Genomic DNA, 26,368 nt, shown 5'->3' with positions numbered 1-26,368 from the left:
GGGGGGGGGGGTGGGGTGGGGGTGGGGGGGGGGGGGGCCGCGGGCCGGGGGGGGGGGGGGGCCCCCCCCCCGGGGCGCCGGGCCCCCCCCCCCCCCCCCCCCCCCCCCCCCCCCCCGCGTTTCTGCTCTGAACCCGAAGGTTTAGAAGAAATGCTTTCGCCCGCCCACCGCGCGGCCGGTCGCACCCAGGATCCACAGGATGGCACCCACCAGAATGAGGATGCCGCCGATGGTCGTCAGGAGCCCCATACCGACAAGCAGTCCTATGATCAGCAGAATAAGTCCGAGGATGATCATTTTCGTTTCCCATCGTCAAGTCAGTTCAGACGCGTATGCGCCTGCGCTTCACAACGGCCTCAGTGCACCTCACCGGTACCACCCGGCTCCGAATGTCGCCAGAACCTCGTTGCGAAGGTCCTGGTGCCCGGCAATTCGGCATTCACACATCGCTTACACATCATCGCCGTCACGATCGCCGCTGTCGCGCCAGGAAGACCGCGGCCGCCCCCGCAATCGCCAGGAAGAGCACCGCCGTCCCGCCGGAGATCCACGCCAGTAGGGCCGCACCGCCACCCCCCGTGTCGTCCTCGCGGGCGACCACCTGCGGATCGTCCGCCTGGTACCGGACCGCCATGGTGGCGCCGACGGACTGCCTGCCGCCTCCGCTGCCCACCGGGAGGTCCGCCACCACGGTCTGCCCGCCGGCCTCGAATCGCACCTCGCACTGGCCCGACATGCACGCGCCGCTGGTGTGCAAGGTCGCCTGTGCCCGCTCGCCGCCCTGGAGGGAGCGCAGGTGCTGTGCCGCCGGAAACATCACCAGCGCCGACAGCGCCCCCAGCAGGAGTCCGAGAGCCAACGACATCACCATGGACGTGCGGGGCCCCAGCCCGCTCGCGCCGCCGCCGGCCGTACCCGCGTACGCCGGGGCGCGCACTCCGGACGCGCCCCCGTTCACTTCGCCGTCCACCTGGCTCCGCCCCCCTTGCCCGCTCTTGTGCTGTCCCGCGTCCGCCCCGCTCAATGCCTGTCGGCGCCGAGCTGACGTTTCGCTTCCTCGTGTCCGAGCAGGGTAGGCGGGTGCCCGGAGTGATTTCAGGGAGTGATGTCGGCACTGACGGACCGGCCCCGGCTGCCCGTCGTCGGCAACCACGACCGGAGTGTCGGTGCCCTCGCGTAGGTTGAGCGCCGTCGCAGTCGAACGGAAGGCACACGGTGAAGGCGTACGAACTGGGGTTCGGGGAATCCGTGGACGAACTGACGGTCCTTCCCGGCAAGGCCATCGAGACCGACCTGCCCGACGCCCGCGTCGCCGGGTGGTGCGGCGGTCGCGCGCCCGGCATCGGGACGGCCGCGTGGCCCCGGAGCCCCGTCACCGGGCTGCCGATGACCCATGTCATCACCCTCGAACTGCCGAAGGACTACCGGCGCAAGGGCGAGGACCTGGTGGCCCTGTCCCTCTTCCACGCCGACGACCATGTCGCCACCGCCATCGAAGGCGTCGCCGCGCTGCTGGAGGGCACCGCGCCCACCGCCGAGCAGGCCGCCGATCCGTTCCTCGCCGCGGTGGCCGCGACGGCCGCGGCACGCCATCCCCAGCAGCGGGACCTGGAGGACCTCATCGGCGGCGCGCACGCGCTGCTGTGGCTCACCGCCGAGGAGTTCACCGCGCCCCGTATCGATCCTCCGGCCGACCTCCGCCCGGCCGGTCTCGGTGACCACTACAGGCGCGGCCGGAACGCCTGGGACGACAGCGCCCCCGAGACCACGGTCTGGCTCGGCGAGCGCACCGGCGACCCCAACACCGGCATCGCCCCGTCGGAGGACGGCGCGGGCGGCTATGTGGCCGCCTGGTCCTCCGAGGACGAGCAGCTCCAGGAGTTCTGGTCGTCCATCGACGGGACCTCGCACCTGGGCGGAACGATCATGCCCTGCCAGGGGATGCCCGAGGGGCTGACCCCGTACGTCTTCGAGCTGGAGGACGGCGTCGGCGGGTTCAACCTCGGGGGCGGCAACGCGCAGATCGACCTGGAGTCGGACGCCTTCGACTGGGCGCAGTAGGGCGGTGGGGCGGCAGCCGGTGGGACGCGACGGGGGCCGCCGGGGGCGTCAGTCGCCCCCGCAGCCGCCGCCTCCGCCTCCGCAGCTCGACCCGCAGCTGGATCCGCAGCCGCCCCCGTTGTGCCGGTTGCCGGAGCCGCGCCCGCTCGACCCGCGTGACGAGCGGGGCGGGGGGTTCTTGCGGCGCTCCTCCGCCTCGCGCTGCGCCCGCCGGTAGCGCTCCGCCCGCTCGCGGCCCTCGCGCAGCCGTTCCTGCTGCCGGGCCGCGCCGTCCGCCGGTTCCCACGGGCCCAGCCCGTGGCGGCGGTCCGGGCGGAGCGGGACCGTGGTCACGGTCGCGTACATCCGCCCCATCTCCTGGTGGCGGTGGTATTCGGCGCAGGCGTAGGCGAGCACGACCTCGTCGCCCTCCGCGAGGGTGCCGTACAGCACCGCTTCGAAGGGTTCGTGCTTCGGGTCGATGTCGTGGTGCCCGTTCCCCGCCCCGTACGCCGAGCCGCTGCCCAGCAGCCGGGTCCGTTCGCGGGTGTCGCTCCCGCGGGGCGTGTACGCGATCAGGGGCGGCGCGGTGCGGGTGCGGGCGTCCGCGCAGACCCAGTGGCGCCCGTCCGCCCCGGCGCGCACGCCCACGATCAGGGCCGGCTGCTCCTCCCCGAACAGCCGCCGGGCCGCCCGGTGGGCGAGCAGGCCCCGGCCGTAGAAGGACGTCCCGGCCACGAGGAGTACCAGGGCGATGCGCTGCTGCCCGACGGCGTCGTAGGCGACGCCGGCGTCGGACGGCTCCCCGAACAGGCCCTCGACGAGGATGCCCGCGGCCACCAGGCAGAGGGCCAGCCCGAGATAGACCTGCTGGTGGCCGCGGTGGCCGTCCGTTTCCGGGGTGCCCTTGGGCAGCGGGAAGCGGCGGCCTCCCGCCGCGGCGAGGGCCAGGGCCCGCTGCCGGCGGCGGGCCCGCAGCCGGAGGCAGCTTCCCGTGAGCGCGACGGCGCAGGCGGCGAGGACCACCAGCCATCCGGCCGACGCCGGAGCGTCCACATCGCCGGGCCGGGCCAGGGCCCGGCCCGCCTCCCCGGCGACGAGCAGGGCCGCCGGCACGGCCGCGACCGGAACGTACCGGTACCAGAGCGGCAGGGCGGTCAGCAGGACCAGCCCGGGATACCTCAGCCAGTCCGTCCCCGACCCGACCCCTGATCCGCCCCCGTCCCCGGGCCCGCCGTGCCAGGCCAGGGACGCGGAGGAGATCCCGAACAGCAGGACGTACGCGGCCGCCACCAGCACGGCCAGGATCCAGCCGCCCACGGCCGGGGCGAGAACGGCCGGGACCGCCGCCCTCCGCCAGCGCTCGGCGTCGGTCACGGCCCAGGTGGCGATGCCACCGGACAGCCGGGAGGCGACGCCGCTCCCGGTCACGGTCCAGGTGTCGGATGCGCCCTCGGGCAGGATCCCGGTCGGCAGATGCTTGATGGGGTACGCCGTCACCGGACCACCGCCGCGCGCCCCCGCATGCTCATGCCGTACGCCCCCCGACGCTCGCTCCCCCGTGCACTACCGGCCAGTCTTCCCACGCCGGTCCTCCCCCACACGGCATCACGCGGGCCTCGCACCGCATCGCACGGCATCACGCCACCGCACACGGCGCCGCACCGCGGAGAGCGCTTTCCGGACAAGCATTCCGGTCCGGTAACAACGCCCTCGCCTCCTGCCGCAAGCCTTTAGGGTTCCTCACGGTTGCCCCTTGAAGGTGTTTGGGGGGCTCTCCTGGGGAGGGGGACTGCGAGATGCGCAGTGGAGCGAAGGTCGCCGTGATCGGCGGAGCGTTCGTCCTGGTGGCCGGAGGGATCGGCTACGGGGCGTACAGCATGCTCGGGGACACGGGCGGCGGGGACGGGGGTACGCGGAGCGCGTCCGAGTCGTCGAAGGTGAAGACGGGGCCGCCGAGCGCGGAGGAGATAGCCCAGACGTCGAAGGGCTTCCTCGACGCGTGGGCGACGGGGGACGCGAGGACCGCGTCGCTCCTCACCAACAACGAGACGGACTCGGAGCCGGTGCTCGCCTCGTACGGCGAGGACGCCCGCATCGGCAAGGTGAAGATCACCCCGGGCCCGGCCGTCGGCACGAAGGTGCCCTACACGGTCAAGGCCACCGTCTCGTACGACGGGAAGTCCAAGCCCCTTTCGTACGCCTCGGAGTTGACCGTGGTGCGCGGCCTGACGACGGGCAAGGCCCTGGTCGACTGGGCCCCGACGGTCGTGCACCCGCAGCTGACGGAGGGCGCGACGCTGAGGACGGGCGAGTCCTCTACGCCGACGATCGAGGCCGTCGACCACAGCGGGAAGGTACTGACCAAGGAGAAGTACCCCTCTCTCGGGCCGATCCTGGACACGCTGCGCGAGAAGTACGGGGAGAGCGCGGGTGGTTCGCCCGGCATCGAGACGTGGATCGAGCCCGCCGACGAGACCCAGCCGGACGTCAACCTGCTGACCTTGGCCAAGGGCAAGCCGGGCAGGGTCCAGACGACGATCGACGCGGGCGCGCAGGCGGCGGCGGAGCGGGCGGTGAAGCAGTACGCGGAGGCCTCCGTGGTCGCGGTCAAGCCGTCCACCGGGGCGATCCGCGCGGTGGCCAACAACCCGGCGACCGGGTTCAACGCGGCGTTGCAGGGCAAGCAGGCACCCGGCTCCACGCTGAAGATCATGACGGCGGCGATGCTGCTGGAGAAGGGCCTGGTCACGGCGAACGGGGCGGCGGAGTGCCCCAAGGAGGCCAGGTACTACACCCGCACGATCCACAACCTGGACCACTTCTCGCTGCCGGACGGCTCGACGTTCACGCAGAGCTTCGCCAAGTCGTGCAACACCGCCTTCGTCAAGCTGATCGACGACGTCGACGACGACTCGGCGCTCGCCAAGGAGGCGCGGGAGGTCTTCGGGATCGGTCTGGACTGGAAGTCCGGCGTCGTCACGACCGACGGCAGTGTGCCGGAGGAAGTGCAGGGTGAGGCAGCCGCCCAGTACATCGGCCAGGGCACGGTCCAGATGAACGCCCTCAACATGGCGTCCATCACCGCCACCGCCCGCACCGGCATGTTCCGTCAGCCGGTGATCGTCCCGCAGTCCCTGGACAACCGGCAGTTGGCGACGGCCTCGCGCTCGCTGTCGCCGTCCGTCACCCAGCAGCTCACGACGATGATGCGGGCCACGGCCGCCTGGGGCACCGGCGCGAAGGCGATGGCCTCGGTCGGGGGCGACAAGGGCGCCAAGACCGGTTCGGCGGAGGTCGACGGGCAGGAGACCTCCAACAGCTGGTTCACCGGATTCAGCAACGACCTCGCGGCCGCGGCGGTCGTCCAGACCGGCGGCCACGGCGGCGACGCGGCGGGCCCGGTCGTCGCGGAGGTGCTGAAGGCGGGCGGCTGAGGCCCTACCTGGCCGCCCAGTCCCCCCGCCCCGCCAGGTCCAGCACCAGGGCGGCGATGTTCCACGCGTCGTCGTCGCCCCGGTGGTGGCGGCCCTCCAGCGGGAGGCCGGCCACCTCCAGTGCCTGGGCCATGCCGGGGCGGCGGCGCAGCCCGTACGAAGCGGTGAAGGCGACCTTGGCATTCGTGTGCCGCTGCCCGAAGGGATATTCCGCACCCGTCGCCCGGCACTGGCGCGTGAACTGGTCGCGGTCGTAGTCGCCCCAACTCGCCCACGGCACAAGCCCCGTACGGTGCACGGCCGCCAACACCCGGCAGGCCTCGGCGAAGGGCAGGCCGCCGTCCACCTCCGCCTGCGTCAGCCCGGTCAGCTCCGTGCAGAACGGGCTGACCTCCGAGCGTGCGGGCCGGACCAGCAGCCGGTGCTTGGCCAGCCGTTGGCCGGCGCGGAGGTCCACGACGGTGAGGCCGATCTCGATGATCTCGCTGACCTGGCCGGGCGGCGGCCGCCCGGCCCAGCAGGTGGCCTCGACGTCGACCACGTTCAGCAGGTGGTCGACGTGCCGCCGCTGCTCGTCCTGCTCACCGCGCTCGTCCCGTTCGCCCCGCGCCCCCATGTCCATGGGGCGAGCGTAGGAATACCCCCGCCCCGGGTCATCCGGGTTTCGCCGCCCCGCTCCCGGAGCGCGCGGCGGCGACGGCCCCGGGCAACCCGGCCCCCGGCACACCCGGTTCGGGCAGGGTGCGGAAGAACAGCCAGCTCAGCAGCGGCATCGCCACGAGAGGCGCCAGGGCGGTCCGCAGGGACGTGGCGTCGGCGAGTGCGCCGATGGCGGGACTGGCCAGGCCGCCGATGCTGACGGTCAGACCGAGCGTGATCCCGCCGGCGGTGCCGACGCGGGAGGGCAGGTAGTCCTGGCCGAGCGTCACCTGGAGCGAGAACGGCACGTACAGACCGGCCGAGGTCAGCGCCAGGAACAGGAAGACGGCCGGGCCGGGCACCCACACCACGCCCGCGACGGCCGCGGCCGTGGCCAGGTACGACCAGCGCGCGACCGCCACCCGCTCCCACCGGGCGGCCAGGGAACCGCCGAGCACCGCGCCGACCGTGCTGCCGAGGTAGAGCACGAACAGGGCCGCGGTCCCCACGGCGATGCCGCCGCCCAGGCGCTGGCGGACGTACAGCGCGATGAAGGTGCTCAGGCCGATGAACGCGATCGACCGGAAGACCACGGCCAGGGACAGCCGCACGAAGGAGGCGACGTCGTCGCGCCCGGCCGGCGGCGACGGCGCCTGTGACCCGGCGGCCTGCCGCTGCTGGAGGACGCGCACGACCGGCAGGCACAACGCGGCGCCGACGAGGGCGGGCAGCACGAGCAGGGGCGTCCAGCGCAGCCCTCCGACGCTCATCACGGCGGCGACCATGAGCGGGGCGAGCGCGAAGCCGACCGTGCCGCCCGTGGAGAACCAGCCCATCGCCCGGTGGCTGCCCCGGCCGGCGATCCGGGCGACGCGGGCGGATTCGGGGTGGTAGGCGGCCACTCCGATGCCCGACAGCGCGACGAACACCAGGGTGAGCGGATAGGAGCCGCTGAGGCCGCTGAGCGCGATGCCGAGACCGCCGAGCAGCGTGCCGGCCGGCAGGAGCCACGGCATCGCCCAGCGGTCGGTGAGCATGCCGAACAGCGGCTGCGCCACGGAGGACAGCAGGGATGCGGCCAGCACGATGCCCGAGGCGACCGCGAGGGAGTAGGAGCGCTCGGCGATGAAGAACGGCACCAGGGCCGCGACGGAGCCCTGGTAGATGTCGACGCAGGCATGGCCCACGGACAGCAGCACGATCGGCGTGTTCCTTCGCATCCCGCCATGTTCCGGCCCGAGGCCGGTGTCGCGCTTTCGATAAACTGCCATGTGATGACGAACATCCGCCAGGCTTCCCTCCGCCAGGCCTCCGTCCGGCAGGCCGCCGTCCCACAGGCCGCCGCCTCACGGGCTTCCATCGGGCACGCCGCCATCCGGCACGATCCGGTGGCACCGACCCGCACCCGGCGGCTGGCGCCCGGCGGCTCGATCGACGCACACCGGCACGACGACCACCAGATCGTCTACGCGGGCCGCGGGGTGCTGACCGTCTCGACCGGCGCGGGCTCCTGGGTCGCCCCGGCCACCCGCGCGATCTGGGTCCCCGCGGGCGTCGTCCACGCACACCGGGCCTACGGCGAACTCGATCTGCACCTGGTGGGCCTTCCCGTCACCGAGAATCCGCTCGGCCTCGACTCACCGACCGTGCTGGCCGTCAGCGCCCTGCTGCGCGAGCTGCTCATCGCCTACACGCGCGTCGAGGGCGACGACGACCGCCCCGAGCGGGCCCGCCTGCGCGCCGTACTCCTCGACCAGCTCCGGGCCTCCGCCCAGCAGCCGTTGCACCTGCCCACGCCGGCCGACCCCGTGCTGCGCGCCCTGTGCGACATCCTCCAGGCCGACCCGGGCGACAGCCGTACGCTCGCCGAACTCGGCCGCCGGGTCGGGGCGAGCGACCGGACCCTGTCCCGGCTGTTCCGCAGCGACCTCGGCATGACCTTCCCGCAGTGGCGCACCCAGCTCCGTCTCCACCACGCCCTGATCCTCCTGACCGAACGGACGCCGGTGACCGCGGTGGCGCATCAGTGCGGCTGGTCGTCCACCAGCGCCTTCATCGAGGTGTTCCGCCGCACGTTCGGCCACACCCCGGGCTCCCACCGGACGGAGTGAGGCCGCCTCGCGCCCACCACCCGGAGCCCCCTCGCATGCACACTGCACCGACCGCTAGCGTGCAGCCATGAGCACTCCCGAATCCCCCGAGACCGTGCCCGCCGCCCCCGTCTCCCCCGCCCACCCCCGGTTCGCCGAGGCCCTGGCCGGGCTGGGCCTCCGGGTCGAGGTGCGCCGCTTCCCCGACGCGACCCGTACGGCGGCGGAGGCCGCGGCGGCGGTCGGCTGCTCGCTGAGCGAGATCGTCAAGTCGCTGGTCTTCACGGCGGACGGCGTGCCGGTGCTGGTCCTGATGGACGGGTCCTCGCGGGTGGATGTCGAGCTGGTACGGCGCGAGCTGGGCGCGCAGAAGGTCAAGCGGGCGGACGCGGACCTGGTCCGGGAGACGACGGGTTACGCGATCGGCGGCGTACCGCCCTTCGGCCACGCCACCCGGACCCGGGTCCTGGCGGACCGACGCCTCCTGGACCACGCGGTGGTGTGGGCGGCGGCGGGCACCCCGCACACGGTGTTCCCGCTCGACCCGAAAACGCTGATCGCCCACGCGGGCGCGACGGTCGCGGATGTGCGCGAGCCCGCCAAGTGACCCCTCTGGTCGCTCTCGCGGTCCTCATGGCCGCTGTCACGCACGCCAGTTGGAACGCCATCGCGCACGCGATCAAGGATCAGCTGATCTCGTTCACGCTGATCTCCGGCGGCGGTCTGCTGATCGGCGCGGCGATGGCCCTCTTCGCCCCGTTCCCGGCGGCGGAGGCCTGGCCGTACTTGGGGGCGTCGGCCGCCCTGCACGTGCTGTACATGCTGCTGCTGATGCGCTCGTTCACGCTCGGCGACTTCGGGCAGATGTACCCGATCGCCCGGGGCACGGCCCCGCTGGTGGTGACGGTCCTGGCGGCGGTGTTCGTCGGCGAGCGCCCGGACGCCTGGGCCACGGCGGGCGTCGCGGTGGCCTCGGCCGGGCTGGTCGGGCTGGCGCTGTGGGGCATCCGGGGCTCCGGCAAACGCCCGCACTGGCCGGCGATCGCGGCGGCCCTCGGCACGGGCCTGGCCATCGCCGGATACACCACGGTCGACGGCGTCGGCGTACGCGCCTCGGGCACCCCGCTGGGCTACATTGCGTGGCTGATGATCCTGGAGGGCCTGGCCATCCCGGCGTACGCGTACTACCGCCACCGCGCCGAACTCCTCCCGCGGCTGCGGCCCTACGCGGTACGCGGCCTGATCGGCGCGACCCTGTCGGTGGTCGCGTACGGGCTGGTCCTCTGGGCCCAGACGAAGGCCCCGCTCGCCCCGATCGCGGCGCTGCGCGAGTCGTCGATCATCGTGGGCGCGGCGATCGGCACGCTGTTTTTCAAGGAGCGTTTCGGGGCCCCGAGGATCGCGGCGGCGGGGCTGATGGTGGTGGGCATCGGCTTGATGCTGCACACGAGTTGAGGCCCCCCGCCCCGCGTGACGGTCGGGGCGAGGGGCATCGGTCGTGAGTGGTCGGGCTCAGACGGTCGCCTTGGACGGCTCGTCGTCCTTGTCCCCGTCGTCGCCGTCCGTTCCGCCGGCCTGCCGGGTGCGGACGTATGCGAGGAAGGTGTTCAGCTCGCGCTTGACGACGGGCGCGAGGAGGTAGAGGCCGATGATGTTGACGACGGCCAGGGAGAAGAGCACCGCGTCGGCCAGGTCGATGAGGGTCTGGAGGGTGAGCAGCGACCCGGAGACGGCGAGCAGGGTGTAGAGGGACTTGAAGACGGTCTCGCTGGTGCGGCTGCGGCCGAAGAGGTACGTCCAGGCCTTGAGTCCGTAGTAGCCCCAGGTGAGCACCGTGGAAATCGCGAAGAGCAGCACGGCGACGGTCAGGACGTACGGGAACCAGGGCAGCACGGTCTCGAAGGCGTCCGAGGTGATCGTCACGCCGCCGATCGACTCACCGTCGCGCGCCTCGCCCCAGCTCGCCGGGTTGGCGATGACAATGGTCAGCGCGGTCATGGTGCAGATGACGACCGTGTCGATGAACGGCTCCAGCAGGGCGACCAAGCCCTCGCTGGCCGGGTGCCTGGTCTTGACCGCCGAGTGGGCGATCGGCGCGGAGCCGAGGCCGGCCTCGTTGGAGAACGCGGCGCGCTGGAAGCCGATGATCAGTGCGCCGAGCACACCGCCCGCGACGCCCTCGGGGTTGAACGCGCCTTCGATGATCGTGCCGAACGCGGCGGGCACGGCGGTGACGTTGACGAGGATGACGACGAGGCAGGCGGCGATGTAGATCCCGGCCATCGCGGGGATGAGCCGGCTGGTGACCGAGGCGATGGAGCGGATGCCGCCGAGCAGCACGATGCCGACGAGGGCGGCGACGAGGACGCCGAAGAAGAGCGCCCCGGCGGAGGAGCCCATCGCCCCGTCCTCGCCGCCGGTGACGGAGACGAGCTGGGCGTAGGACTGGTTGACCTGGAAGAGGTTTCCGCCGAAGAGCCCGAAGAACAGGATCATGATCGAGGCGAGGACGGCGAGGACCTTGCCGAAGGTCCTGCCGTTCTTCCCGAAGCGTTCGCCGAGCCCCTTGGGCAGGTAGTGCATCGGTCCGCCGGAGACCGTGCCGTCGGCGTGGACCTCGCGGTACTTCACGCCGAGGGTCACCTCGACGAACTTGGTGGCCATGCCGAGGAGACCGCAGAGGATCATCCAGAACGTGGCACCGGCACCGCCGATGGAGACGGCGACGGCCACACCGGCGATGTTGCCGAGGCCGACCGTGCCGGAGACGGCGGCGGTCAGCGCCTGGAAGTGGTTGACCTCGCCCGCCGAGTCCTTGTCGTCGTACTTGCCGCGCACCACATCGATGGCGAGGCGGAACTTGCGCACCTGGACGAATCCGAACCAGCCGGTGAAGACGAGGCCCGCCACCACCAGCCAGGCGACGATGAGCGGGAGATCCGTCCCGCCGACGGGGACGGCGTAGAAGACGATCTCGCCGAGCCATTCGGCTATCGGTTCGAAGAACCCGCTGACGGCTTCGTCGACGTTCTCGGTTATGGATTCGAGTGACACGTTGGCTACCTCGATGACGCGGGAACGGCGGACAGGTGGGGTGTCTTCGCCGTTCGGTGTGCGATGGGGGGACGTATCTGGAGGGTTGAGCGAACGCCGTGGACCGGTCGGCGATTCGGCGTGTCCCATGGAGTGGACGACGGCGACGATCGCTCCGGCCTGTCACCGGGGCGGTCCCGGCACTGTGCTTCGGCGAGGGTTCCGCCTAGGAAGTTGGGCATTTGTACCACGCTTTTTACCTGATCTTTAGTGATGCAGATCACTTTCTCGGGTAATGCGCGTGAAGATGCCGGGCAGACGAGGTCACCGTTACGTGGAACCGCAGTTACGTTTATCGGACACCTATCGGCAGGTCGGAGGGGGTATCGCCTCCGGGCGGAGGGAGTGTTCCACCTCGCTTACCCCGCCGGTCGCCGCGTAGACAGACCGGCGCGGCTCATCGACCCGTCGCGACGGCCGCGCAGCACTCCCGGATCGCGGCGAGGACCGCCTCCGGCGACTCGTCCAACAGAAGATGCCCCGCCCCCTCGATCACCCTGAACTCCGCACCGAGCCGACGCCGGGCGGCCGGACCCAGGTCGCGTGGCGGCAGAAAGGGGTCGAACCGCCCCGCGACGACCAACGTGGGCACGGAGCCCCGCAGTTCGAGCAGGCCGGACGGAAGGGGAGGCGGAGCGAGGCTGGTACGGCAGCAGCGTCCGACGAGGTCCATCCACTCCCCCAGGACGTCAGCCACATGCCCTTGCCCCGGCGCCGCCATGCGACGCGCCAAAGCAGCCGAACGGGCGACCGTCGGCCGCAGGAGCCAGGGGACCGTGGCGGCCAGAAGAGGGGCGGGCACCCTCAGCCGGACCAGGCCGGCGCTGGCGAGCAGCACCCGGCCGACGATCTGCGGGGCGTCGCAGGCGAGGGCGACCGCGCCGCCCAGGGAATGCCCCACGACGACGACCGGCCCGGGCGCGGCCCGCGCAAGTGCCTCGGTCAGCCACTTCCCGTACCAGGACGAGCGCTTGGCACGAGGCCTTCGGTCCGCGCTGAGCCCCGGCTGACCGGGCAGGTCCAGGACGACCACATGCCGTTCCCGGGCGATCGCCTCCGCCACCGGCAGGCACAGAGCGGCGTTCATGTTCGTCCCCGGCAGCAGGACGACACTCGGCTCCCCTTCGCGCGGCTCCGGCCCTGCGGTCACGACTCCGGTGACCCCCGCCGAGGTGACCACCTCGCTGCGGGCAGCGGCCAGGCCCGAACCGTCGATCCGGTTCACGCACCAGCGCCGCACTTCCGCTCGCGCCTGTTCGCTCCGGTACACGGAAATCATGAGGCCCGTCCTGGTCGGCGGCGATATCCGCATCGGAGGCCACGCACCTCGCGATCGGGGCGGTGAGGTCAGTGCGCCGCGGCGTACGCGACGAAGCCTGCCCACGCGGCGGGGGCGACCGCCAGACGTGGGCCCCGCGCGTTCTTGGAATCGCGCACGTGAACGGCGTCCGGGACGGTCGCGACCTCGACGCACTCGCTGCCGTTGCTGCTGTCGCTGTAACTGCTCCGGAACCACCGCAGGTCGGACGCTTCCCCGGCGAACGGCTTGCACATCATGTCTCTCCCAGCACTTTCTCGATGAAGGCCGTCGACTCCGGAGGGGTGAGAGCCTGGGCACGGATCATTCCACACCGCAGATCAAGGATTCGGACCTGCTTCGGATCCGAGACCGGGCGACCGCCGAACGCCCCCTCGGAACGCCCTACCGCCGTGCCGTCCTTGAACTTCAGCACCTGGATCTCCCCATCGATTCCTGCGTGCTCTTCCCGATCCATCGGCATCACCTGCACGGTCACGTTACGCACTCATGATCAGCAGGTGTTCGAGCTGGCGACGCAACACCATCTTGCCTCCGAGGGGACGCCGGAGCACCACCTCTTCCAGGACGAATCCGAGCGTCGGGGCGGGTGACCGCTCGAAAATGGCCTGCCGAGCCATACGCGCGACAACTCCACGTTCGATCTCCTCCTGCGGGTAGGCAGGTTGGCGCATCGAGAACAACGCTCGCGCATACTCGGTCGTCTGCAACAGCCCATGGACGCTGCTGTTGCCGTACGCAAGCACCTCCACCGCTGCGGCCTCCAGCTTCGCCAGCTCCCGGATCTTCTTCGGGTACCGCACCTCCGCCAAATCGGACTTCATCGCCGCGAGCTTTCCGTCCGCGCCCACCGCAAGGTCCGCCGCGTCCATGAACTCAGGACGGGGGATGCGCCGACCTCCCTCGACCTTGTAGACGAGGTCCTCGCCGTACCCCATGGCGGAGCCCAGCTCGCACGCCCGCAGGCCCGCCGCCTCGCGCCAGGCCTTGATCTGGCGGCCCACCGCCGCGACCACCGCCGCACCCGGCTCGTCATCGGGATCGACGTCCCAGCCGGGCTCGTCCACCCCGCCGTCCCCACGCTCCGTGCCGTCGCCGACCACACTCATGCGAGCCCCGTTTCCAACGCGCCTGTCGTCCTTCTCCCAACCGCGCCCCTGCCCCGTACGTCACGGGGGACAGCCGGGACAAGGCCGGACAAGCCCTGGACACTCACCGTACGCAAGGGCTCGGTCACTGGGCACAGTACGCAGAGGCGGCCACGCTGAGTGACATGAATCGAGAAACCACCCGCACCCAACACCTCCCCGTCGAGCGTGCGTTCACCGTGCTGCTCTCCCCCACCCGCCGAGGGGCCCGGCTGGCTCGACTGCTCACCGCAGCCCATCTCGGAGCGTGGGGGCTCCCGTCCGAGGCGGAGACGGCAGCGCACATCGTCGCGGAGCTGGCGGCGAACGCCACGGTGCACGGGCGCGTGAAGGGCCGGGACTTCCAACTCGGCCTCACCGTCGGCGGAGGCACGCTGCGGATCGAGGTCACGGACACGCGCGGCGACAGCATTCCGCCCGGACCGGGAGCGGTGAAGCCGCCCGAGGACGACGACTCGGAGACAGGGCGGGGCCTGCTCATCGTGGAGGCTCTGGCCGACCACTGGGGCATCACTTCCGGGCCCGTTCCCCGTAAGACCGTATGGGCGGAGATCGACCTCGTACGGTGACGGCTTCCGCCGGGTCGTGCGCTGCCGCGACCCGGTGCCTCCCGATGGACCCCCGACCGGATCGTTCTCGGCCGCGACCTGGTGAAGCGCGACATCAACTACTCAAAGAAACAAGAGAAAGAACCCCACCCGACCCACCCCCGGCGACCACCTGACGCATCCCAGGGGCTCGTCACCCACACGGGTGAGGTTTGCCAACTCGGCTCGCTTTCGGGCGGGTTGTCCGGCATATGCTCACGCCAGCAACACCCCACCCGACATACGTCGGCCCCCGACCGGGACTGCAATCCCGACCGAGGGCCTGACCACCAAGGAAGAAAGCCGCTTCCCGATGGATACCCAGCAGAATACTGCGCTCACGCGCGCCCTGGCAGAGATTCCCGGACCCCTGCCCACCTCCGGCGTGATCCACATCGCCATCCCGCACACCGACCGCTTCACCGTCGTCGGCAACCACCTCGCCCAACACCCCGACCTCAGCTGCACCGCAGTCGGCATCGCCGTACGCATCCAGTCACTGCCCCAAGGCGCGGAAGTCGGCATCAAGGCACTCGCCGCCCACTGCCGGGAAGGCGAGAAGCGCATCGCGACCGCCCTGCGCGAACTGGAAACCCTCGGCTACCTGCAACGCCTCCGGGAACGGCTTCCCAGCGGCCGGGTCATCACCCGCACGGTCTTCTGCAACCAACCCACAGCGCTCTTACGCCCCCGTCGTCCGGCAGTTGCACCCCCTCACACCCAGGCACCGGCCCAGGCCCAGGCACCAACACAGGCGCCGAACCCGGCCCCCGCACCGGCGGCGAGGCCCGAACAACCCATGCCGCCCGACCAGCCCGAACAGCCCAGGCTGCCCGCCCAGTGCGAGCCGCCCGCACCCGAGACGCTCGCAGCTCCGCCCGCACCGCCGCCGCCCTCCTTCGTAACGCCCACGGCCCCGCCCCCACTCTTCGTACCGCTGGTCCCGCCCCCGACCGCACCCAAGCCGCCGCCCCGCCCGCTCCCCCGCCCCAGCGAGCCCGCCCCGGAACTCGACCGTGCGGCCACCGCGTTCCTCAGCGACCTGCACCGCCACGCGCCCCAGTTCACGCTCTCCGAGGACGACGTCCGTCGACTGGTCCCCGGCGTCGCGGCCTGGCTCGAACGCGCGGCCCGCCCCGACGCCATCCGTCACGCCCTCACCGACGACCCGCCCCACCCGCTCAAGCACCCGGCCAAACTCCTCAAGTACCGGCTCACCGAGCTGCTCCCACCACCGCCTCCAGGCATCCGCGACCTCGCCGCACTCGCCCGCCCCCGCATCACCGTCACGCCCTTCCAGACCTGCGACGCCTGCGAACGCGCCTTCCGCTCCCCCACCCCCGGCCACTGTCGCGACTGCCGCGAAGACCGGTCGCGCGCTGCTCAGGTGCCGCTCGGACCCTCGCCGGCGTTGTCGTCCTCTTCGTAGGCGGTGTAGTCGACGGGGATCGGATCGTCGGCCGAGTTCACCCCGACCACCGCGTTCGTGTACAGCAGTACGGCGTGGACCGCGTCCCCCGCAGCCACCAGAGCGGCGAACAGATCGGTCATGGCGGTCGCCGTCTGCGTGTACCAGGCGTCGAACTGCCTCGCCCTGGGCTCGCTGAACTCGCCGCGCTTGTTCTGTCGTGCCACCTGATCGGTGATCATGCCGAGGGAGAAATCACCCAGCGGATCCGTGTTCGCCCACAGGCTGGAACCGCACCGCTGGATCGCGCGGTCGATCCTCTGGGAGAACGCCCCGTATTCGATGGAGTTCTGGTCCCCGTCAGAACTCTTCGTCGCGCCCACCATGGCCGCGCGGAAGTCCCTGTTGTCGCGGCCGGTCGCCGCAGGTCCCACCGCCGCATCCAGCGCGTTCAGAGCTGCTATCGCCGCCGTGTGCAGTGCTTTGAAGTCCTTCACGGAGGCCCTGTCCTCGCGCGACATGTGGGGCGCGCTCTGCCTGAGGAGGTTCTGGCGGGCGTCGAGCCTGCTCCTGAGGCTTGCCGCCGCCCTGGCCGCCACGTCGTGGAACGCGTTGAAGATGTGCTCTCCCTGCAAGGAGGCCCCCGGCTGCTGTGCGGCCTCGCCCTTGGCCTTCTTGGCCCGTTGCACCGCCGGGTCCGACCGTTCCGAGCGGGCACCCGAGGCCGGACCGTGCTCCGTACCCTCCGCGCCCTCCGCCAGGCGCTGGATCGCGGCCGGTCCCCGCATCACGGCGGTGGCGTTGGCCTCGGCTTCGCGTTCGAAGCGGTCGGAGGGGTCGGAGACGCTGAGCCCCGACCCGTTGTCGGTGCCGGCGACGGGTCCCTGACGCTGCTGGATGACGTGGGTGAGCTCGTGGGCGAGGGTGTGCTTGTCACCTCCGCCGTCGCCGATGACGACGTGGCTGCCGGAGGTGTAGGCGCGGGCCCCGATCTCGGCGGCGGAGGCCTTGGCTGCGGCGTCGTTGTGGATGCGTACGTCGGAGAAGTCCGCCCCGAGCCGGGCTTCCATGTCGGTGCGGGTGGCACGGTCCAGCGGCCGCCCCGCACCGCGCAGCACGCCGTGGACGGCCGAACGCTGTACGGGGGCCTGTCCGGCCCGCTCTGCCTGCTCGGCCTGCTCGTGGCCGCAGCCGTCGCCGTGCCGGTGCCGGTCCTGGTCCTGGCCCTGGTCCTGGAGGCGGCCGGACGCTCGGAGCAGTTGAACGACGGCCGCGTTCCCGATCGTGCTCTGGAGGGCGAAGGGGCCGTTGACCGGTACTCCACCCGCCTCGACGGGCTTGGCGGTCTGCACCGGAACCTTGCTGTTCTTGACATCGGGCTCTCGGGCGCCGTCCTGGCTGTACATGGAGACCTCTTCGCGGCTGAGGGAATGGCCCTTCCTTCATACGTGGGGGCACGGCTCCGGTTCCAGGCCCTCAAGGGCACAGTTGGCCGCACGAAGGGACTGCCGACGACCGTGCTGGAAGCCTCAGGGCTGTCCCGCTGTTCCCGGTGGCACAGCCCTCAGTCGCCGAGCGCCGAGACCAGGCTGGCGACGGTGACCGTGTTGAAGACGAAGGCGATGACCGCGTTCGCCGAGATGGTCCGCCGCATGTCGCGGGAGGTCACGTTGACGTCGGTGGTGCCGAAGGTCGTCATGACCGCCACAGCGAAGTAGACGTAATCGGCCCAGGCCGCGGTCCCCGTTCCGGGGAAATCGAGCGCCTCTTCGTCCTCCACCAGATTGTCGGCCTGGAAGGCGACCGCGAACGCCACGACGACGCAGGTCCAGGCGATGACGACCAGCGACAGCGCCATGAGGGCGCGCGGCCCCTCGGCGAAGGTGGTGCTGAGGTGGCCGGGCAGCCACACGACAGCCACGGCCAACGCGGCCGCCGCGATGAGGATGGACGCCCCCGGTCCGGGCGCGGTGCCCAGGACGTACCGCTGGAGGAACGTGCCGCGGGCTTCGCGGTCCGCCCAGGAACGGATCCGCTCCGGTGAGGCGCTCAGGAAGGCGGCCAAGGTGATGGCCAGGTACGGGACCAGGTAGGCGAAGAGCACCAGCACGCCGACGTCGGCGGCCGAGACCCGCACGACACTGTCGAGGGGCAGCACGAGCGCCGCGCTCACCGCGATGAGGAGACACACGAGTGAGCGGCGTCGTTCGGACAGCCAGGAATTCACGGACGGGCTCCTCCGGGCATGCACGGTGCGGATGCGGCGACGCTAGACGAGTCGGCTCCCGCCGAGGCCGGGAGCCCTGGCCGCGTCCAGGAGGTGGTGCGTTCCGTCCCCCGAACGGCGCACGGACGGCCGCCGGCAGGACGGCTCATGACGGATCGGTCCTGGCGTCCGGTTTCCGCGCGACGCACGGCGGTCCGTTCCAGCAGCTCGGGAACCGGCACGGAACGGACCTCAGGAGCCCCCTCCAAGGGAAGGGACTGCGGTCATGCCGCCGTTCGGGTGCCGCGGCGCCAGACGGCGCGGGTGTTGAGAGTGTCGCTGATGTTGCTGGTCGGGTCGCCGTCGACCAGGAGGAGGTCGGCGCGGAGGCCCTCGGCGATACGGCCCCGGTCGCTCAGGCGGAAGCGGCGGGCCGTGGTCGCCGTGGCCGCGCGCAGGGCCCGTGCGGGTGTGAGACCGGCTGCCACCAGGTACTGCAGTTCGTGGTGCAGGCTCGCTCCGTGTGCCAGGCCCCCGAAGAACGTCTCGGGCATGGAGACGTCGGTGCCGGCGAGCACGTCGACTCCGGCAGCGTCCAGTGCGCGCACGGTGTCGTACACGTCGTGGAGCTTGCCCTGCGGGTAGCGGCCATAGCTGGAGCGCAGGGTCCGGTCCCAGTCGGCGTCGAGGCGTGCGGCGACCCGGGGGTCGTCGGCGAGTTCGCTGCCGGTGATCCCCATCATCGAGGCGTTGAGAGTGACGCAGGGGATGACGAACATGCCCGCGTCCCTGATCAGGCTGATGATCTCGGCGGTGTGCGGCTGGTCCATGAACACGTGGGTCACGCCGTCGACGCCGGCTTCGGCGGCCGTCCTGGTGGCCTCCACGGTCAGCGCGTGGGCCACGGTCAGGGCGCCGTACTTCTTGGCTTCGGCGACACCGGCGTGCACGGTGGCCCGGTCGAGCGTGGGCAGCCCGGGGTGTCCCTCTACGCTGCCGTCGTCGATCATGAACTTGATGAAGTCGGACCCCCGGGCGAGAAGTTGCGGCACGAAGGCGGCGGCCTCCTCGGGTGTGGTGGAGAACGGCATCAGGGGCATGACCGGGGGAAGGTCCCACTTGGGCCGAAATCCTTCGGGCATCAGCTCGCTCGGGTGACCACCGGGCGGTGTGATGGCGAAGCCGGAGGAGCGCACGTCAGCCTGTGTGTCGTCGTCGGTGATGGCCCCCCGGTTCTCCCGGGTGTTCATCCCCTGCATCTCCAGTTCGGTCGTCACCCCGAACCGCAGGGCGAGCGCCAGGGAGCCCGGGGCGGAGTGGACGTGGGCGTCGATGAGTCCCGGCAGCAGTGTGGCGCCGCTGCCGTCGACGATCTCGCTGCCCTCGGGAGCGTCGCCACCGACGCGGGCGATCCTCCCGCCGTCGAGGACCACGGTCCGCACGCCGACCGCCTTCTCCCCGTCGAAGATCTGCGCGTTGGTGATCGCGGTGAGTGCCATGGCGGTCCGCCTCTTTTCCTGGTTCGTTCAAGATTTACATACCTGATGCTATGGACTTATTGAATGGTATGCAAATGTGCCGGCCGGGCCTAGACTCGGCACATGAGCAGCACCTCCTCCTCCGAGCAGTCCCCCGACGACCGGACGCTGGATCAGATCGGCCCCGCGCTGTCCCGTCTGCGGCGACGCGCACCGGCAACGGGCAAGGACCTCTCCCGCAACCTCGTACTCAACGTCATCGCCGACGCGCCGGGCGAGACGACCGTCGGCGGGCTTGCCGCCGAGATGGGCGTCGCGCAGCCGGTGGCCAGCCGGACCGTCGCCGCCTGCATAGCGGACGGGCTGCTGCGGCGGGCGGCGTCCCAGTCCGACGGACGCCGCACCGTGCTCGAACTCACCGAGCACGGCGAGGCCGAACGCAACCGCTTCGCCGTCGAACAGCGAGAAGCGTTCCTGGAGATCACTGTCGCCTGGTCACCGGAGGAGCGGACCCAGTTCGCACGACTCCTGACTCGATACGGAGTCGACGCCACCGCCTGGTCAAGGAAACGAACCCCACACCGCGACTGAACGAGCAGCGCCGCGAGACCGAGCCACGGCAGGATCCCGGGCGTCGACCGCGCCGACAGGCGACCCAAATCGATCAGCCGGTCCAGTCGTCCGCGCCCCGCACCCGCCCCCGTGCCAGCTGTTCGGCGAACCCGCGCCCGCCGAGCGCCGCCCGCAACGTCGCGCCGATCCGCTCGACGTCGCCGCGCTCCCCCGGCGGCAACGGCGACCCCACCGACTCCCGTGCGGCCTCCGCCGCACCCAGCAGCCGGGCCGCCTCGTCGTACTGTCCGGCCAACGCGCGCGCACCTGCCGTCCCCTCCAGCGCGAGCGCCACCGCGCGGACGTCACCGGTGCCGCGTGCCGCTGCCAGACCCTCCTCGTGCAGCGCGGTCGCGGCGGCGGCGTCGCCGCGCAGCTCGGCCACGAAGCCCAGTTCGGCCAGGATCAGCGCGATGCCCTGGGCGCCCTCCCACTGACGGCACCAGGCCAGCCATTCGCGCAGGTGCGCCTCGGCCACCGCCAGCCTGCCCTGCCGCCGGGCGACGAGGGCGAGGCCGACCTCGGCGACCTCCCGGGCCCGCTGGTCGGCGTGGTGGACGGCCAGCCTGCGGGCGCGCTCGTGGTACTCCTCGGCCCCGGCGAGGTCGCCGCGCAGCAGCGCGGTGCGGCCGGTGCGGGAGAGCAGAGCGCTGGTCTCGGAGACCAGGCCCAGCTCCTCGGCGATGCGCAGGCCGTCCCGGTCCAGGCGTTCGGCCGCCGCGTAGTCCCCGGCGATCTCGACCAGCCCGCGCCGCACACGCATCGCCCGGAGCATCCCCCAGCCGTCACCGACCTGTTCGAACAGGGCCAGGCTCCGGCCGCTGTCCCGCAGCGCGGTGTCGGCGCCGGAGGCGTGCAGCTGCGATGCCCGTACGCTCAGCGCGGCAGCCGTGCCCCATGGGTCGCCGAGGGCGGTGAACCCGGCGTAGGCGCGGTCGATCAGGTCCTGGCTGACGGCCTGATCGCCGAAGCCGGTGTGCGCGAAGCCGAGGAACCACTGGGCCATGGCGCGCGCGGCCGGGTCGGCGACGGCTGCCGGGAAGTCCGGAACCCGCTCCAGCGGGGCGCGGTCGGCACCGTCCAGGATGAGCAGCGCGATGCCCGCCCGCCAGGCACGGGCCCGCGCACGCAGGTCCGGGACGGGGGCCGGCTCCGGGAGCGGTATCGGTTCCGGGACGGGGCAGGGCACGTCCGGGGCCGGCGCCGGATCCAGCGCCAGATCCAGGGCGCCGCGCGCCTCGCCGAGGCGGCCGCGCAGGTACCAGTACCACGACAGCGCGTTCACCAGCCGCAGCGCCAGTTCCGCCGCGTCCTCGCAGGTGCCGCGGGCCAGGCCGGTCAGGGCCGCCCGCAGGTTGGTGGTCTCGGCGTCCAGCCGGCGCAGCCAGTCGCGTTGCGCGTGGCCGCGCAGTCGGGGCTCCGCCCGCTCGGCCCACTCGACGTAGTAGCGGTGGTGCCGCGCCCGTACCCGCTCGGCCCCGCCCGGCTCGTCGTGCTCGTACTCCGCCAGCCGTTCGCGTGCGTAGGCGTGTACGGACTCCAGCAGCCGGTACCGCGCCGGGGCGCCGGCGACCGCCACGACCAGCGAGCGGTCCACCAGCTGCCCCAGCAGTCCGAGGACCTCCGCCCGCCGCACCCCGTCGCCCGCGCACACCGCCTCGGCCGCCTCCAGCGTGCAGCCGTCCGCGAAGACGGACAGCCTGCGCAGCACGGTCCGTTCGGCCCCGGTCAGCAGTTCCCAGCTCCAGTCGATCACTCCGCGCAGCGTCTTCTGCCGCGCCGGGGCGGCGCGCCGGCCGCCGCCCAGTACCGAGAAGCGGTCATCCAGCCGGTCGGCCAGTTCGGCCGCGCCGAACATCCGCATCCGCGTGGCCGCCAGCTCCAGTGCGAGCGGCAGCCCGTCCAGGCGGCGGCAGACGGCGGCCACCGCGGCGGCGTTGCCCTCGTCGACGGTGAATCCGGGGGCCGCGGCGGCGGCCCGTACGGTGAACAGCCTTACGGCGCCCGACTCCCGCAGCGCACCGTGCGACGCACCCGGCGGCGGAATGTCCAACGGCGGTACCGGGCACAGCAGTTCGCCGGGAACCTCCAGCGGCGCGCGGCTGGTGGCCAGCACGCGCAGGCCGGGCGCCCTCTGCAGCAGCGCCTCGGTCAACTCGGTGACCGGGCCGATCACGTGCTCGCAGTTGTCCAGGACCAGCAGCATCCGGCGGGTGCGCAGCGCGTCGGCCAGTTGGTCGGCCGTGGTGGTGCGGCCCTCGTCGCGCAGGCCGAGGACGGTCGCCAGCGCCTGCGCGATCCGGGGCACGTCCGACGTCCGGTCCAGCACGGCGAGTTCGGCCAGCCACACGCCGTCCTCGTACGGACCGTGCGGCTCGTCGGGCTCGTAGGTGCCGTGCGGATCGGCCGCCTCGGCGGCGGCGGCCAGCGCGAGCCGGGTCTTGCCGACACCGCCCGGGCCGGTGAGCGTGACCAGCCTGCCCCGCCCGAGCAGCTCCCGCACCCCGGCGAGGACGGCTTCGCGGCCGATCAGGCCGGAGAGCGGGGCGGGCAGGTTCGAGGGCAGGGGCGGGGCGGCGGCGTACGGGGCGGAGCCCGGGGTGAGGGCGGGTGCGATAGCCGGTGCGAGGGCGGGCTCCTGGCGGAGCATCGCCTCGTGCAGCGCGGCCAGTTCCGGGCCCGGATCGACGCCCAGCTCGTCGGCCAGCAACCGGCGCAGCTCCTGGTAGGCGGCCAGCGCCTCGCCCTGACGCCCTGCCCCGTACAGCGCACGCAGATGCGCCGCCCGCAACCGTTCGCGCAGCGGGTGGGCGGTGACCGGTGCGCTCAACTCAGCGGCCAGTGAGCTGTGTTCACCCAGTAAGAGCCGTGCCTCCGCCCGGTCCTCCAGGGCGGTCAGCCGCTCCTCCTCCAGCCGGGCGCTCTCCGGCCGCACGAACGCCTCGTCGGCGAAGTCGGCGTACGCGGGGCCGCGCCACAGGGCCAGCGCGTCGGCCAGCAGCGCGGCGCGCTCCGCCGGGGCGGCGGTCGTACGGGCCCGCACGGTCAGCGTCCGGAACTGTTCGGCGTCCACGCTCCCGGGCCCGTCGCCGGTCCGCAGCAGGTATCCGGCGGGGCTCCACTCCACCAGCGCCCGCGCGCCCGGTTCGGCCTGGTCCAGCGCAGCCCGCAGCCGCGACACCTTCGCCCGCAGCGCCGCCGCCGGGTGCACGGGCTGCCGCGTACCCCAGAGGCCGTCGATCAGACGGTCGGCCGTCACCGGTCGCCCGGCGTGCACGAGCAGTGCGGCGAGGACGGCGCGGACCTTGGTCTCGCGGACCTCGACCAGCCTCCCGTCCGCCGCCCTGACCACCAGCGGGCCCAGCACCCCGAATCGCATGTGTCCACGATATGTGCCGACCGACCGGCACCGGAGCGGCACCTCAACGGCACGCCCGGCGGCCACAGTCGTCCCATGACGACGAACGACAGCACCAGCCCCGCATCCGCCCCCGCCCAGCCCCCCGTTCCCGTGGCCCTGCTCGGCCTCGGCCTGATGGGCCAGGCCCTGGCCGTCGCCCTTCTGGAGGCCGGCCACCCCACCACCGTTTGGAACCGCTCGCAGGCAAAGGCGGACGCACTGGTCGCCCAGGGCGCCGTGAGCGCGCCGACCGCCGGCGACGCCGTCCGCTCCTCCTCCGTGGTGATCGTCTGCGTGTCGACGTACGACGTGGTCAACGAGGTGCTCGACCCGCTGGCCGCCGACATGGGCGGCCGCACCCTGATCAACCTCACCAGCGGCACCCCCGACGAGGCCCGCCGGTCCGCGGCCTGGGCCGCCGAGCACGGCGCCGAATACCTCGACGGGGCGATCATGGGCGTGCCGCAGATGATCGGCCTGCCCGACACCCCGCTTCTGCACGGCGGCTCGCGGAAGACGTTCGAGGCCCAGGAAGGCCTGCTGCGTGTCTTCGGCGGCGCCAACACCTACCTCGGCGACGACCCGGGGCTGCCTCTGCTCTACGACATGGCGCTGCTGACGCTGCTCTACGCCACCCAGCAGGGGCTCACCCACGCCCAGGCCATGGTCGGCACGGCGAACGTCTCCGCGACCGAGTTCCAGCCGCTCGCGGCCGGTATCTTCCACTCGGTGCTCGCCGGACTCTTCGACACCGAGAGCGCCCGTGTCGTCGACGAGTCGGACTACGCCACCGAGGTCTCCAACGTCTCCACCAACCAGCTGGCCGTCGGCCACATCATCCGCACCAGCCGCGAACTCGGCCTCCCGACCGACTGGTTGGAGCCCGTCCAGGCAGGTCTCGACCGGGCGGTGCGGGAAGGGCACGCGGCCGACCACCCGGCCCGCGTGATCGAGTACATCCGCCCGAACGCCTCCTAGTCCGCCGCCGGCGGCCGATGGCCGGACGGCGGGACCCGCGCCGGGGCACTCACCCGGCCGCGACTACGATCCCAGCCCATGAGGTCCACCACGCGCGGCGAAGACGGGAACGGGAACCAGGGCGCCGACAGGTACGAGATCGACACCGATCCCGAACGCCTCGACGTCGCCCTGGTTCACCACTGGCTCTCCACCGACGCCTTCTGGGCGCTCGGCCGCAGCCGTGATCTCGTCGAGCGGTCCGTGCGGGGGTCGCTCAACTTCGGTGTCTACGGCCCCGGCGGGGCCCAGGTCGCCTACGCCCGGGTCGTCACGGACCGGGCGACCTTCGCCTGGCTCTGCGACGTCTACGTGGCCCCGGCCCATCGCGGCCGGGGCCTCGGCGTGCGGCTGGCGACCGCCGTGCGCGACCACCTCGCCCCGTACGAGCTCAAGCGGACCCTCCTCGCCACGCTCGACGCCCACGAGCTGTACGCCAAGGTCGGGTTCGCCCCCGTGAGCGACCCCACGATGCTGATGGTCCTGAGCGCCGATCGGTAGGTGGGCGCCGTGCCGGACAGGGACGGGACACCGCTTCCCGGCGAGGGCCCGCGCCGCTCGCTCCGCTCCCTCGCCGCCCTGCTCACCCGGGAGTTCGGCGCGGAGGTCGAGCCGCGGCACGACCCGGACACGGGACGGTGGACGCTGGAGTGGACGGACGGCGAGACCGTCGAGCGCGTGGAACGGGCGGTCCGGGCGGCCGACCCGGAGGCGGCGCGGGGGCTCCCCCACGCGCCGCGCCTCCGGCGGCGGCTCTCCGAGACGGCCGTCGCCCTCGGAGCCGTACGGCTGGCGACCTCCACGGACGGTTCAGGGCCGCGGCCCTCCGTGGACGCGGCCGCCGTCGAGGCGTTCTGGCGGGGCGTACGGCTGCCGAGCCCGCTCACCGAACGCGAGGCGTTCCTCGTGTACGGCCTGATCTACCAGGCCCACGACGACCACCGCCACAACGAGGCCGAGCCCGAGCAGATCTGCCGCCTCGTCCGGCAGGCGGGGCTCGCGGTGTTCCTTCTCCGCCGGCCGGAGGCGCTGACCCCCGCCGAACTGCTGACCGCCCGCTACGCCGGGTCGCACGGTCACCCGGCCTGGCGGTACTGCCTGGTCCCGATGGACGACGCCCGGCTCGTACAGGCGGTGGACGAGGACCGGACCGCCACGGCCGAACACCTGCGGGCCGCCCTCACCCTCGCGACCGCGCTGCCCGGCACCCCGGAGCCGGTCACGTCCCGGCTCCGGGCGCGGCTGAGGCGTCGCGGCTGAGGCAGTGGGGTGGGCAGGCGGTCGATGGGCGATGCCGTCGATCAGCTCCCTGGGTGCCCGTCAAGGATCGCGAGGAGCGGGGCGCTCAGGTAGCCGGAGCCTCCCCGCTCTCCCCTCACCCAGCCCCTACCTCCACTCAGCCACCACCTCCCCGTCCTCCTCCACCCCCGTGGGCCGGAAGCCGAGCGACGTGTACAGATGCGCGGCGGCCCGGTTCTCCGGGGCGTAGGAGAGGCGCACCGCCGTGCCGTCCTCGCGGGCGGAGAGCCAGGACGCCAGGGTCCGTACGGCGGCGCGGCCGATGCCCGCCCGCTGGTGGGCGGCGTCGATCAGCATGCCGCCGATCCAGTGCGAACCGTCCTCGTCGCGGGCCCACATGAGGTGCCCGGCCACCTCGCCGCCCGCGCAGACGGCCAGCGAGGTCCAGGTGTCCTCGCGGCTGCTCAGCACCAGGTAGCGGGCGGCCAGGGCCGGGACCCAGTCGCGCTGGTCGTCGCGGGGCGCGCTGTCGGCGACCGCCCGCCAGTTGTCCGCGTGCACCTCGTGGAGGGTGACGGGGCGGCCGGTCCTGTCCGTGTGTCCGTGGTCGATCATCAGCGCAGGGTAGGTTCCCCGGGCGGTGCCCGACCACGGGT

24 protein-coding genes and 1 pseudogene are annotated in these 26,368 nt (G+C 72.4%); 11 read left to right on the top strand and 14 right to left on the bottom strand.

Going from position 1 to position 26,368, the window contains the following annotated elements:
- Positions 1 to 141 precede the first annotated feature (141 nt).
- Both ACIRJT_RS12745 and ACIRJT_RS12740 read right to left on the bottom strand, forming a co-directional pair.
- A complete protein-coding gene (locus ACIRJT_RS12745; protein WP_010059700.1) occupies positions 142 to 297 on the bottom strand; it encodes a hypothetical protein in 156 nt (51 codons plus the stop codon).
- Positions 298 to 466: 169 nt separating this feature from the next.
- Positions 467 to 970 carry a hypothetical protein gene (locus ACIRJT_RS12740; protein WP_403907939.1) on the bottom strand — a complete coding sequence of 168 codons (504 nt, stop codon included), beginning with the start codon at positions 968 to 970 and terminating at the stop codon, positions 467 to 469.
- A 245-nt stretch (positions 971 to 1,215) separates the two neighbouring features.
- Between ACIRJT_RS12740 and ACIRJT_RS12735 the strand changes: the two genes are divergently transcribed.
- Positions 1,216 to 2,061, top strand: a complete 846-nt coding sequence (locus tag ACIRJT_RS12735; protein ID WP_403907937.1) for a hypothetical protein — start codon at positions 1,216 to 1,218, stop codon at positions 2,059 to 2,061.
- A 48-nt stretch (positions 2,062 to 2,109) separates the two neighbouring features.
- Here ACIRJT_RS12735 and ACIRJT_RS12730 read toward each other — a convergent pair whose 3' ends face one another.
- Positions 2,110 to 3,540: a hypothetical protein gene (locus ACIRJT_RS12730; RefSeq protein WP_403907935.1), complete on the bottom strand. Its 1,431-nt coding sequence runs from the start codon at positions 3,538 to 3,540 to the stop codon at positions 2,110 to 2,112.
- A 299-nt stretch (positions 3,541 to 3,839) separates the two neighbouring features.
- Between ACIRJT_RS12730 and ACIRJT_RS12725 the strand changes: the two genes are divergently transcribed.
- Entirely contained in the window at positions 3,840 to 5,477 is a 1,638-nt protein-coding gene (locus ACIRJT_RS12725; protein ID WP_403907933.1) for a penicillin-binding transpeptidase domain-containing protein, read from the top strand.
- Between the two features lie 4 nt (positions 5,478 to 5,481).
- Here ACIRJT_RS12725 and ACIRJT_RS12720 read toward each other — a convergent pair whose 3' ends face one another.
- Together ACIRJT_RS12720 and ACIRJT_RS12715 are read right to left on the bottom strand one after the other, a co-directional pair.
- Complete coding sequence (locus tag ACIRJT_RS12720) at positions 5,482 to 6,093, bottom strand: exonuclease domain-containing protein (RefSeq protein ID WP_403908245.1); 612 nt, start codon at positions 6,091 to 6,093, stop codon at positions 5,482 to 5,484.
- A 37-nt stretch (positions 6,094 to 6,130) separates the two neighbouring features.
- Positions 6,131 to 7,336, bottom strand: coding sequence for an MFS transporter (locus ACIRJT_RS12715; protein ID WP_403907931.1), 1,206 nt, complete (start codon positions 7,334 to 7,336; stop codon positions 6,131 to 6,133).
- Positions 7,337 to 7,390: 54 nt separating this feature from the next.
- Between ACIRJT_RS12715 and ACIRJT_RS12710 the strand changes: the two genes are divergently transcribed.
- From ACIRJT_RS12710 to ACIRJT_RS12700, 3 genes are all read left to right on the top strand, one after another.
- Positions 7,391 to 8,227 carry an AraC family transcriptional regulator gene (locus tag ACIRJT_RS12710; RefSeq protein WP_403907929.1) on the top strand — a complete coding sequence of 279 codons (837 nt, stop codon included), beginning with the start codon at positions 7,391 to 7,393 and terminating at the stop codon, positions 8,225 to 8,227.
- Positions 8,228 to 8,294: 67 nt separating this feature from the next.
- Positions 8,295 to 8,813, top strand: coding sequence for a YbaK/EbsC family protein (locus tag ACIRJT_RS12705; RefSeq protein WP_403907927.1), 519 nt, complete (start codon positions 8,295 to 8,297; stop codon positions 8,811 to 8,813).
- The gene (locus tag ACIRJT_RS12700) at positions 8,810 to 9,661 is read left to right on the top strand and encodes an EamA family transporter (RefSeq protein ID WP_403907925.1); all 852 of its coding nucleotides are present in this window, start codon (positions 8,810 to 8,812) and stop codon (positions 9,659 to 9,661) included. Before ACIRJT_RS12705 ends, ACIRJT_RS12700 begins: the two co-directional genes overlap by 4 nt.
- A gap of 57 nt (positions 9,662 to 9,718) precedes the next feature.
- On the opposite strand, the gene ACIRJT_RS12695 is transcribed toward ACIRJT_RS12700, so the two are convergent.
- From ACIRJT_RS12695 to ACIRJT_RS12680, 4 genes and pseudogenes are all read right to left on the bottom strand, one after another.
- Positions 9,719 to 11,260 carry an alanine/glycine:cation symporter family protein gene (locus tag ACIRJT_RS12695; RefSeq protein ID WP_371623945.1) on the bottom strand — a complete coding sequence of 514 codons (1,542 nt, stop codon included), beginning with the start codon at positions 11,258 to 11,260 and terminating at the stop codon, positions 9,719 to 9,721.
- A gap of 436 nt (positions 11,261 to 11,696) precedes the next feature.
- Positions 11,697 to 12,578 (bottom strand): alpha/beta fold hydrolase, encoded by an 882-nt coding sequence (locus ACIRJT_RS12690; RefSeq protein WP_403907923.1) that lies wholly within the window; start codon positions 12,576 to 12,578, stop codon positions 11,697 to 11,699.
- A 68-nt stretch (positions 12,579 to 12,646) separates the two neighbouring features.
- Entirely contained in the window at positions 12,647 to 12,856 is a 210-nt protein-coding gene (locus ACIRJT_RS12685; RefSeq protein ID WP_403907921.1) for a DUF397 domain-containing protein, read from the bottom strand.
- Positions 12,853 to 13,726 (bottom strand): annotated as a pseudogene (locus tag ACIRJT_RS12680) (helix-turn-helix domain-containing protein). The gene ACIRJT_RS12685 and the pseudogene ACIRJT_RS12680 overlap by 4 nt, the downstream one beginning before the upstream one ends.
- Positions 13,727 to 13,890: 164 nt before the next feature.
- On the opposite strand from ACIRJT_RS12680, the gene ACIRJT_RS12675 reads away from it, so the two are divergent.
- Positions 13,891 to 14,334, top strand: coding sequence for an ATP-binding protein (locus ACIRJT_RS12675; protein WP_403907919.1), 444 nt, complete (start codon positions 13,891 to 13,893; stop codon positions 14,332 to 14,334).
- Between the two features lie 331 nt (positions 14,335 to 14,665).
- The gene (locus tag ACIRJT_RS12670; RefSeq protein ID WP_403907917.1) at positions 14,666 to 15,781 is read left to right on the top strand and encodes a hypothetical protein; all 1,116 of its coding nucleotides are present in this window, start codon (positions 14,666 to 14,668) and stop codon (positions 15,779 to 15,781) included.
- Here the strand turns inward: ACIRJT_RS12670 and ACIRJT_RS12665 are convergent.
- The 3 genes from ACIRJT_RS12665 to ACIRJT_RS12655 form a co-directional block, all read right to left on the bottom strand.
- Entirely contained in the window at positions 15,736 to 17,166 is a 1,431-nt protein-coding gene (locus tag ACIRJT_RS12665; protein WP_403907915.1) for a DUF4157 domain-containing protein, read from the bottom strand. The two genes, ACIRJT_RS12670 and ACIRJT_RS12665, sit on opposite strands and share 46 nt — an antisense overlap.
- A 158-nt stretch (positions 17,167 to 17,324) precedes the next feature.
- A complete protein-coding gene (locus ACIRJT_RS12660; RefSeq protein ID WP_403907913.1) occupies positions 17,325 to 17,987 on the bottom strand; it encodes a DUF1345 domain-containing protein in 663 nt (220 codons plus the stop codon).
- 263 nt (positions 17,988 to 18,250) lie between these two features.
- Positions 18,251 to 19,465, bottom strand: coding sequence for an amidohydrolase family protein (locus ACIRJT_RS12655; RefSeq protein WP_403907911.1), 1,215 nt, complete (start codon positions 19,463 to 19,465; stop codon positions 18,251 to 18,253).
- Positions 19,466 to 19,567: 102 nt separating this feature from the next.
- Between ACIRJT_RS12655 and ACIRJT_RS12650 the strand changes: the two genes are divergently transcribed.
- Positions 19,568 to 20,035: a MarR family winged helix-turn-helix transcriptional regulator gene (locus ACIRJT_RS12650; protein ID WP_403907909.1), complete on the top strand. Its 468-nt coding sequence runs from the start codon at positions 19,568 to 19,570 to the stop codon at positions 20,033 to 20,035.
- A gap of 73 nt (positions 20,036 to 20,108) precedes the next feature.
- On the opposite strand, the gene ACIRJT_RS12645 is transcribed toward ACIRJT_RS12650, so the two are convergent.
- Complete coding sequence (locus ACIRJT_RS12645) at positions 20,109 to 23,435, bottom strand: BTAD domain-containing putative transcriptional regulator (protein ID WP_403907907.1); 3,327 nt, start codon at positions 23,433 to 23,435, stop codon at positions 20,109 to 20,111.
- Between the two features lie 75 nt (positions 23,436 to 23,510).
- Between ACIRJT_RS12645 and ACIRJT_RS12640 the strand changes: the two genes are divergently transcribed.
- The 3 genes from ACIRJT_RS12640 (at position 23,511) to ACIRJT_RS12630 (ending at position 25,733) form a co-directional block, all read left to right on the top strand.
- Complete coding sequence (locus ACIRJT_RS12640; RefSeq protein ID WP_403907905.1) at positions 23,511 to 24,434, top strand: NAD(P)-dependent oxidoreductase; 924 nt, start codon at positions 23,511 to 23,513, stop codon at positions 24,432 to 24,434.
- A gap of 78 nt (positions 24,435 to 24,512) precedes the next feature.
- Positions 24,513 to 24,974 carry a GNAT family N-acetyltransferase gene (locus tag ACIRJT_RS12635; RefSeq protein WP_403907904.1) on the top strand — a complete coding sequence of 154 codons (462 nt, stop codon included), beginning with the start codon at positions 24,513 to 24,515 and terminating at the stop codon, positions 24,972 to 24,974.
- Between the two features lie 9 nt (positions 24,975 to 24,983).
- Complete coding sequence (locus ACIRJT_RS12630; RefSeq protein ID WP_403907902.1) at positions 24,984 to 25,733, top strand: hypothetical protein; 750 nt, start codon at positions 24,984 to 24,986, stop codon at positions 25,731 to 25,733.
- Positions 25,734 to 25,859: 126 nt separating this feature from the next.
- On the opposite strand, the gene ACIRJT_RS12625 is transcribed toward ACIRJT_RS12630, so the two are convergent.
- On the bottom strand, positions 25,860 to 26,327 hold the full coding sequence (locus tag ACIRJT_RS12625) for a GNAT family N-acetyltransferase (RefSeq protein WP_403907900.1): 468 nt from the start codon (positions 26,325 to 26,327) through the stop codon (positions 25,860 to 25,862).
- Between the last annotated feature and the right edge of the window lie 41 nt (positions 26,328 to 26,368).

It is taken from the genome of Streptomyces sp. NPDC102283 (genome assembly GCF_044766265.1).
GTDB lineage: Bacteria > Actinomycetota > Actinomycetes > Streptomycetales > Streptomycetaceae > Streptomyces.
The sequence above is the reverse complement of the archived record's forward strand: the minus strand, read 5'-3'. Positions and strand labels throughout refer to the sequence as shown.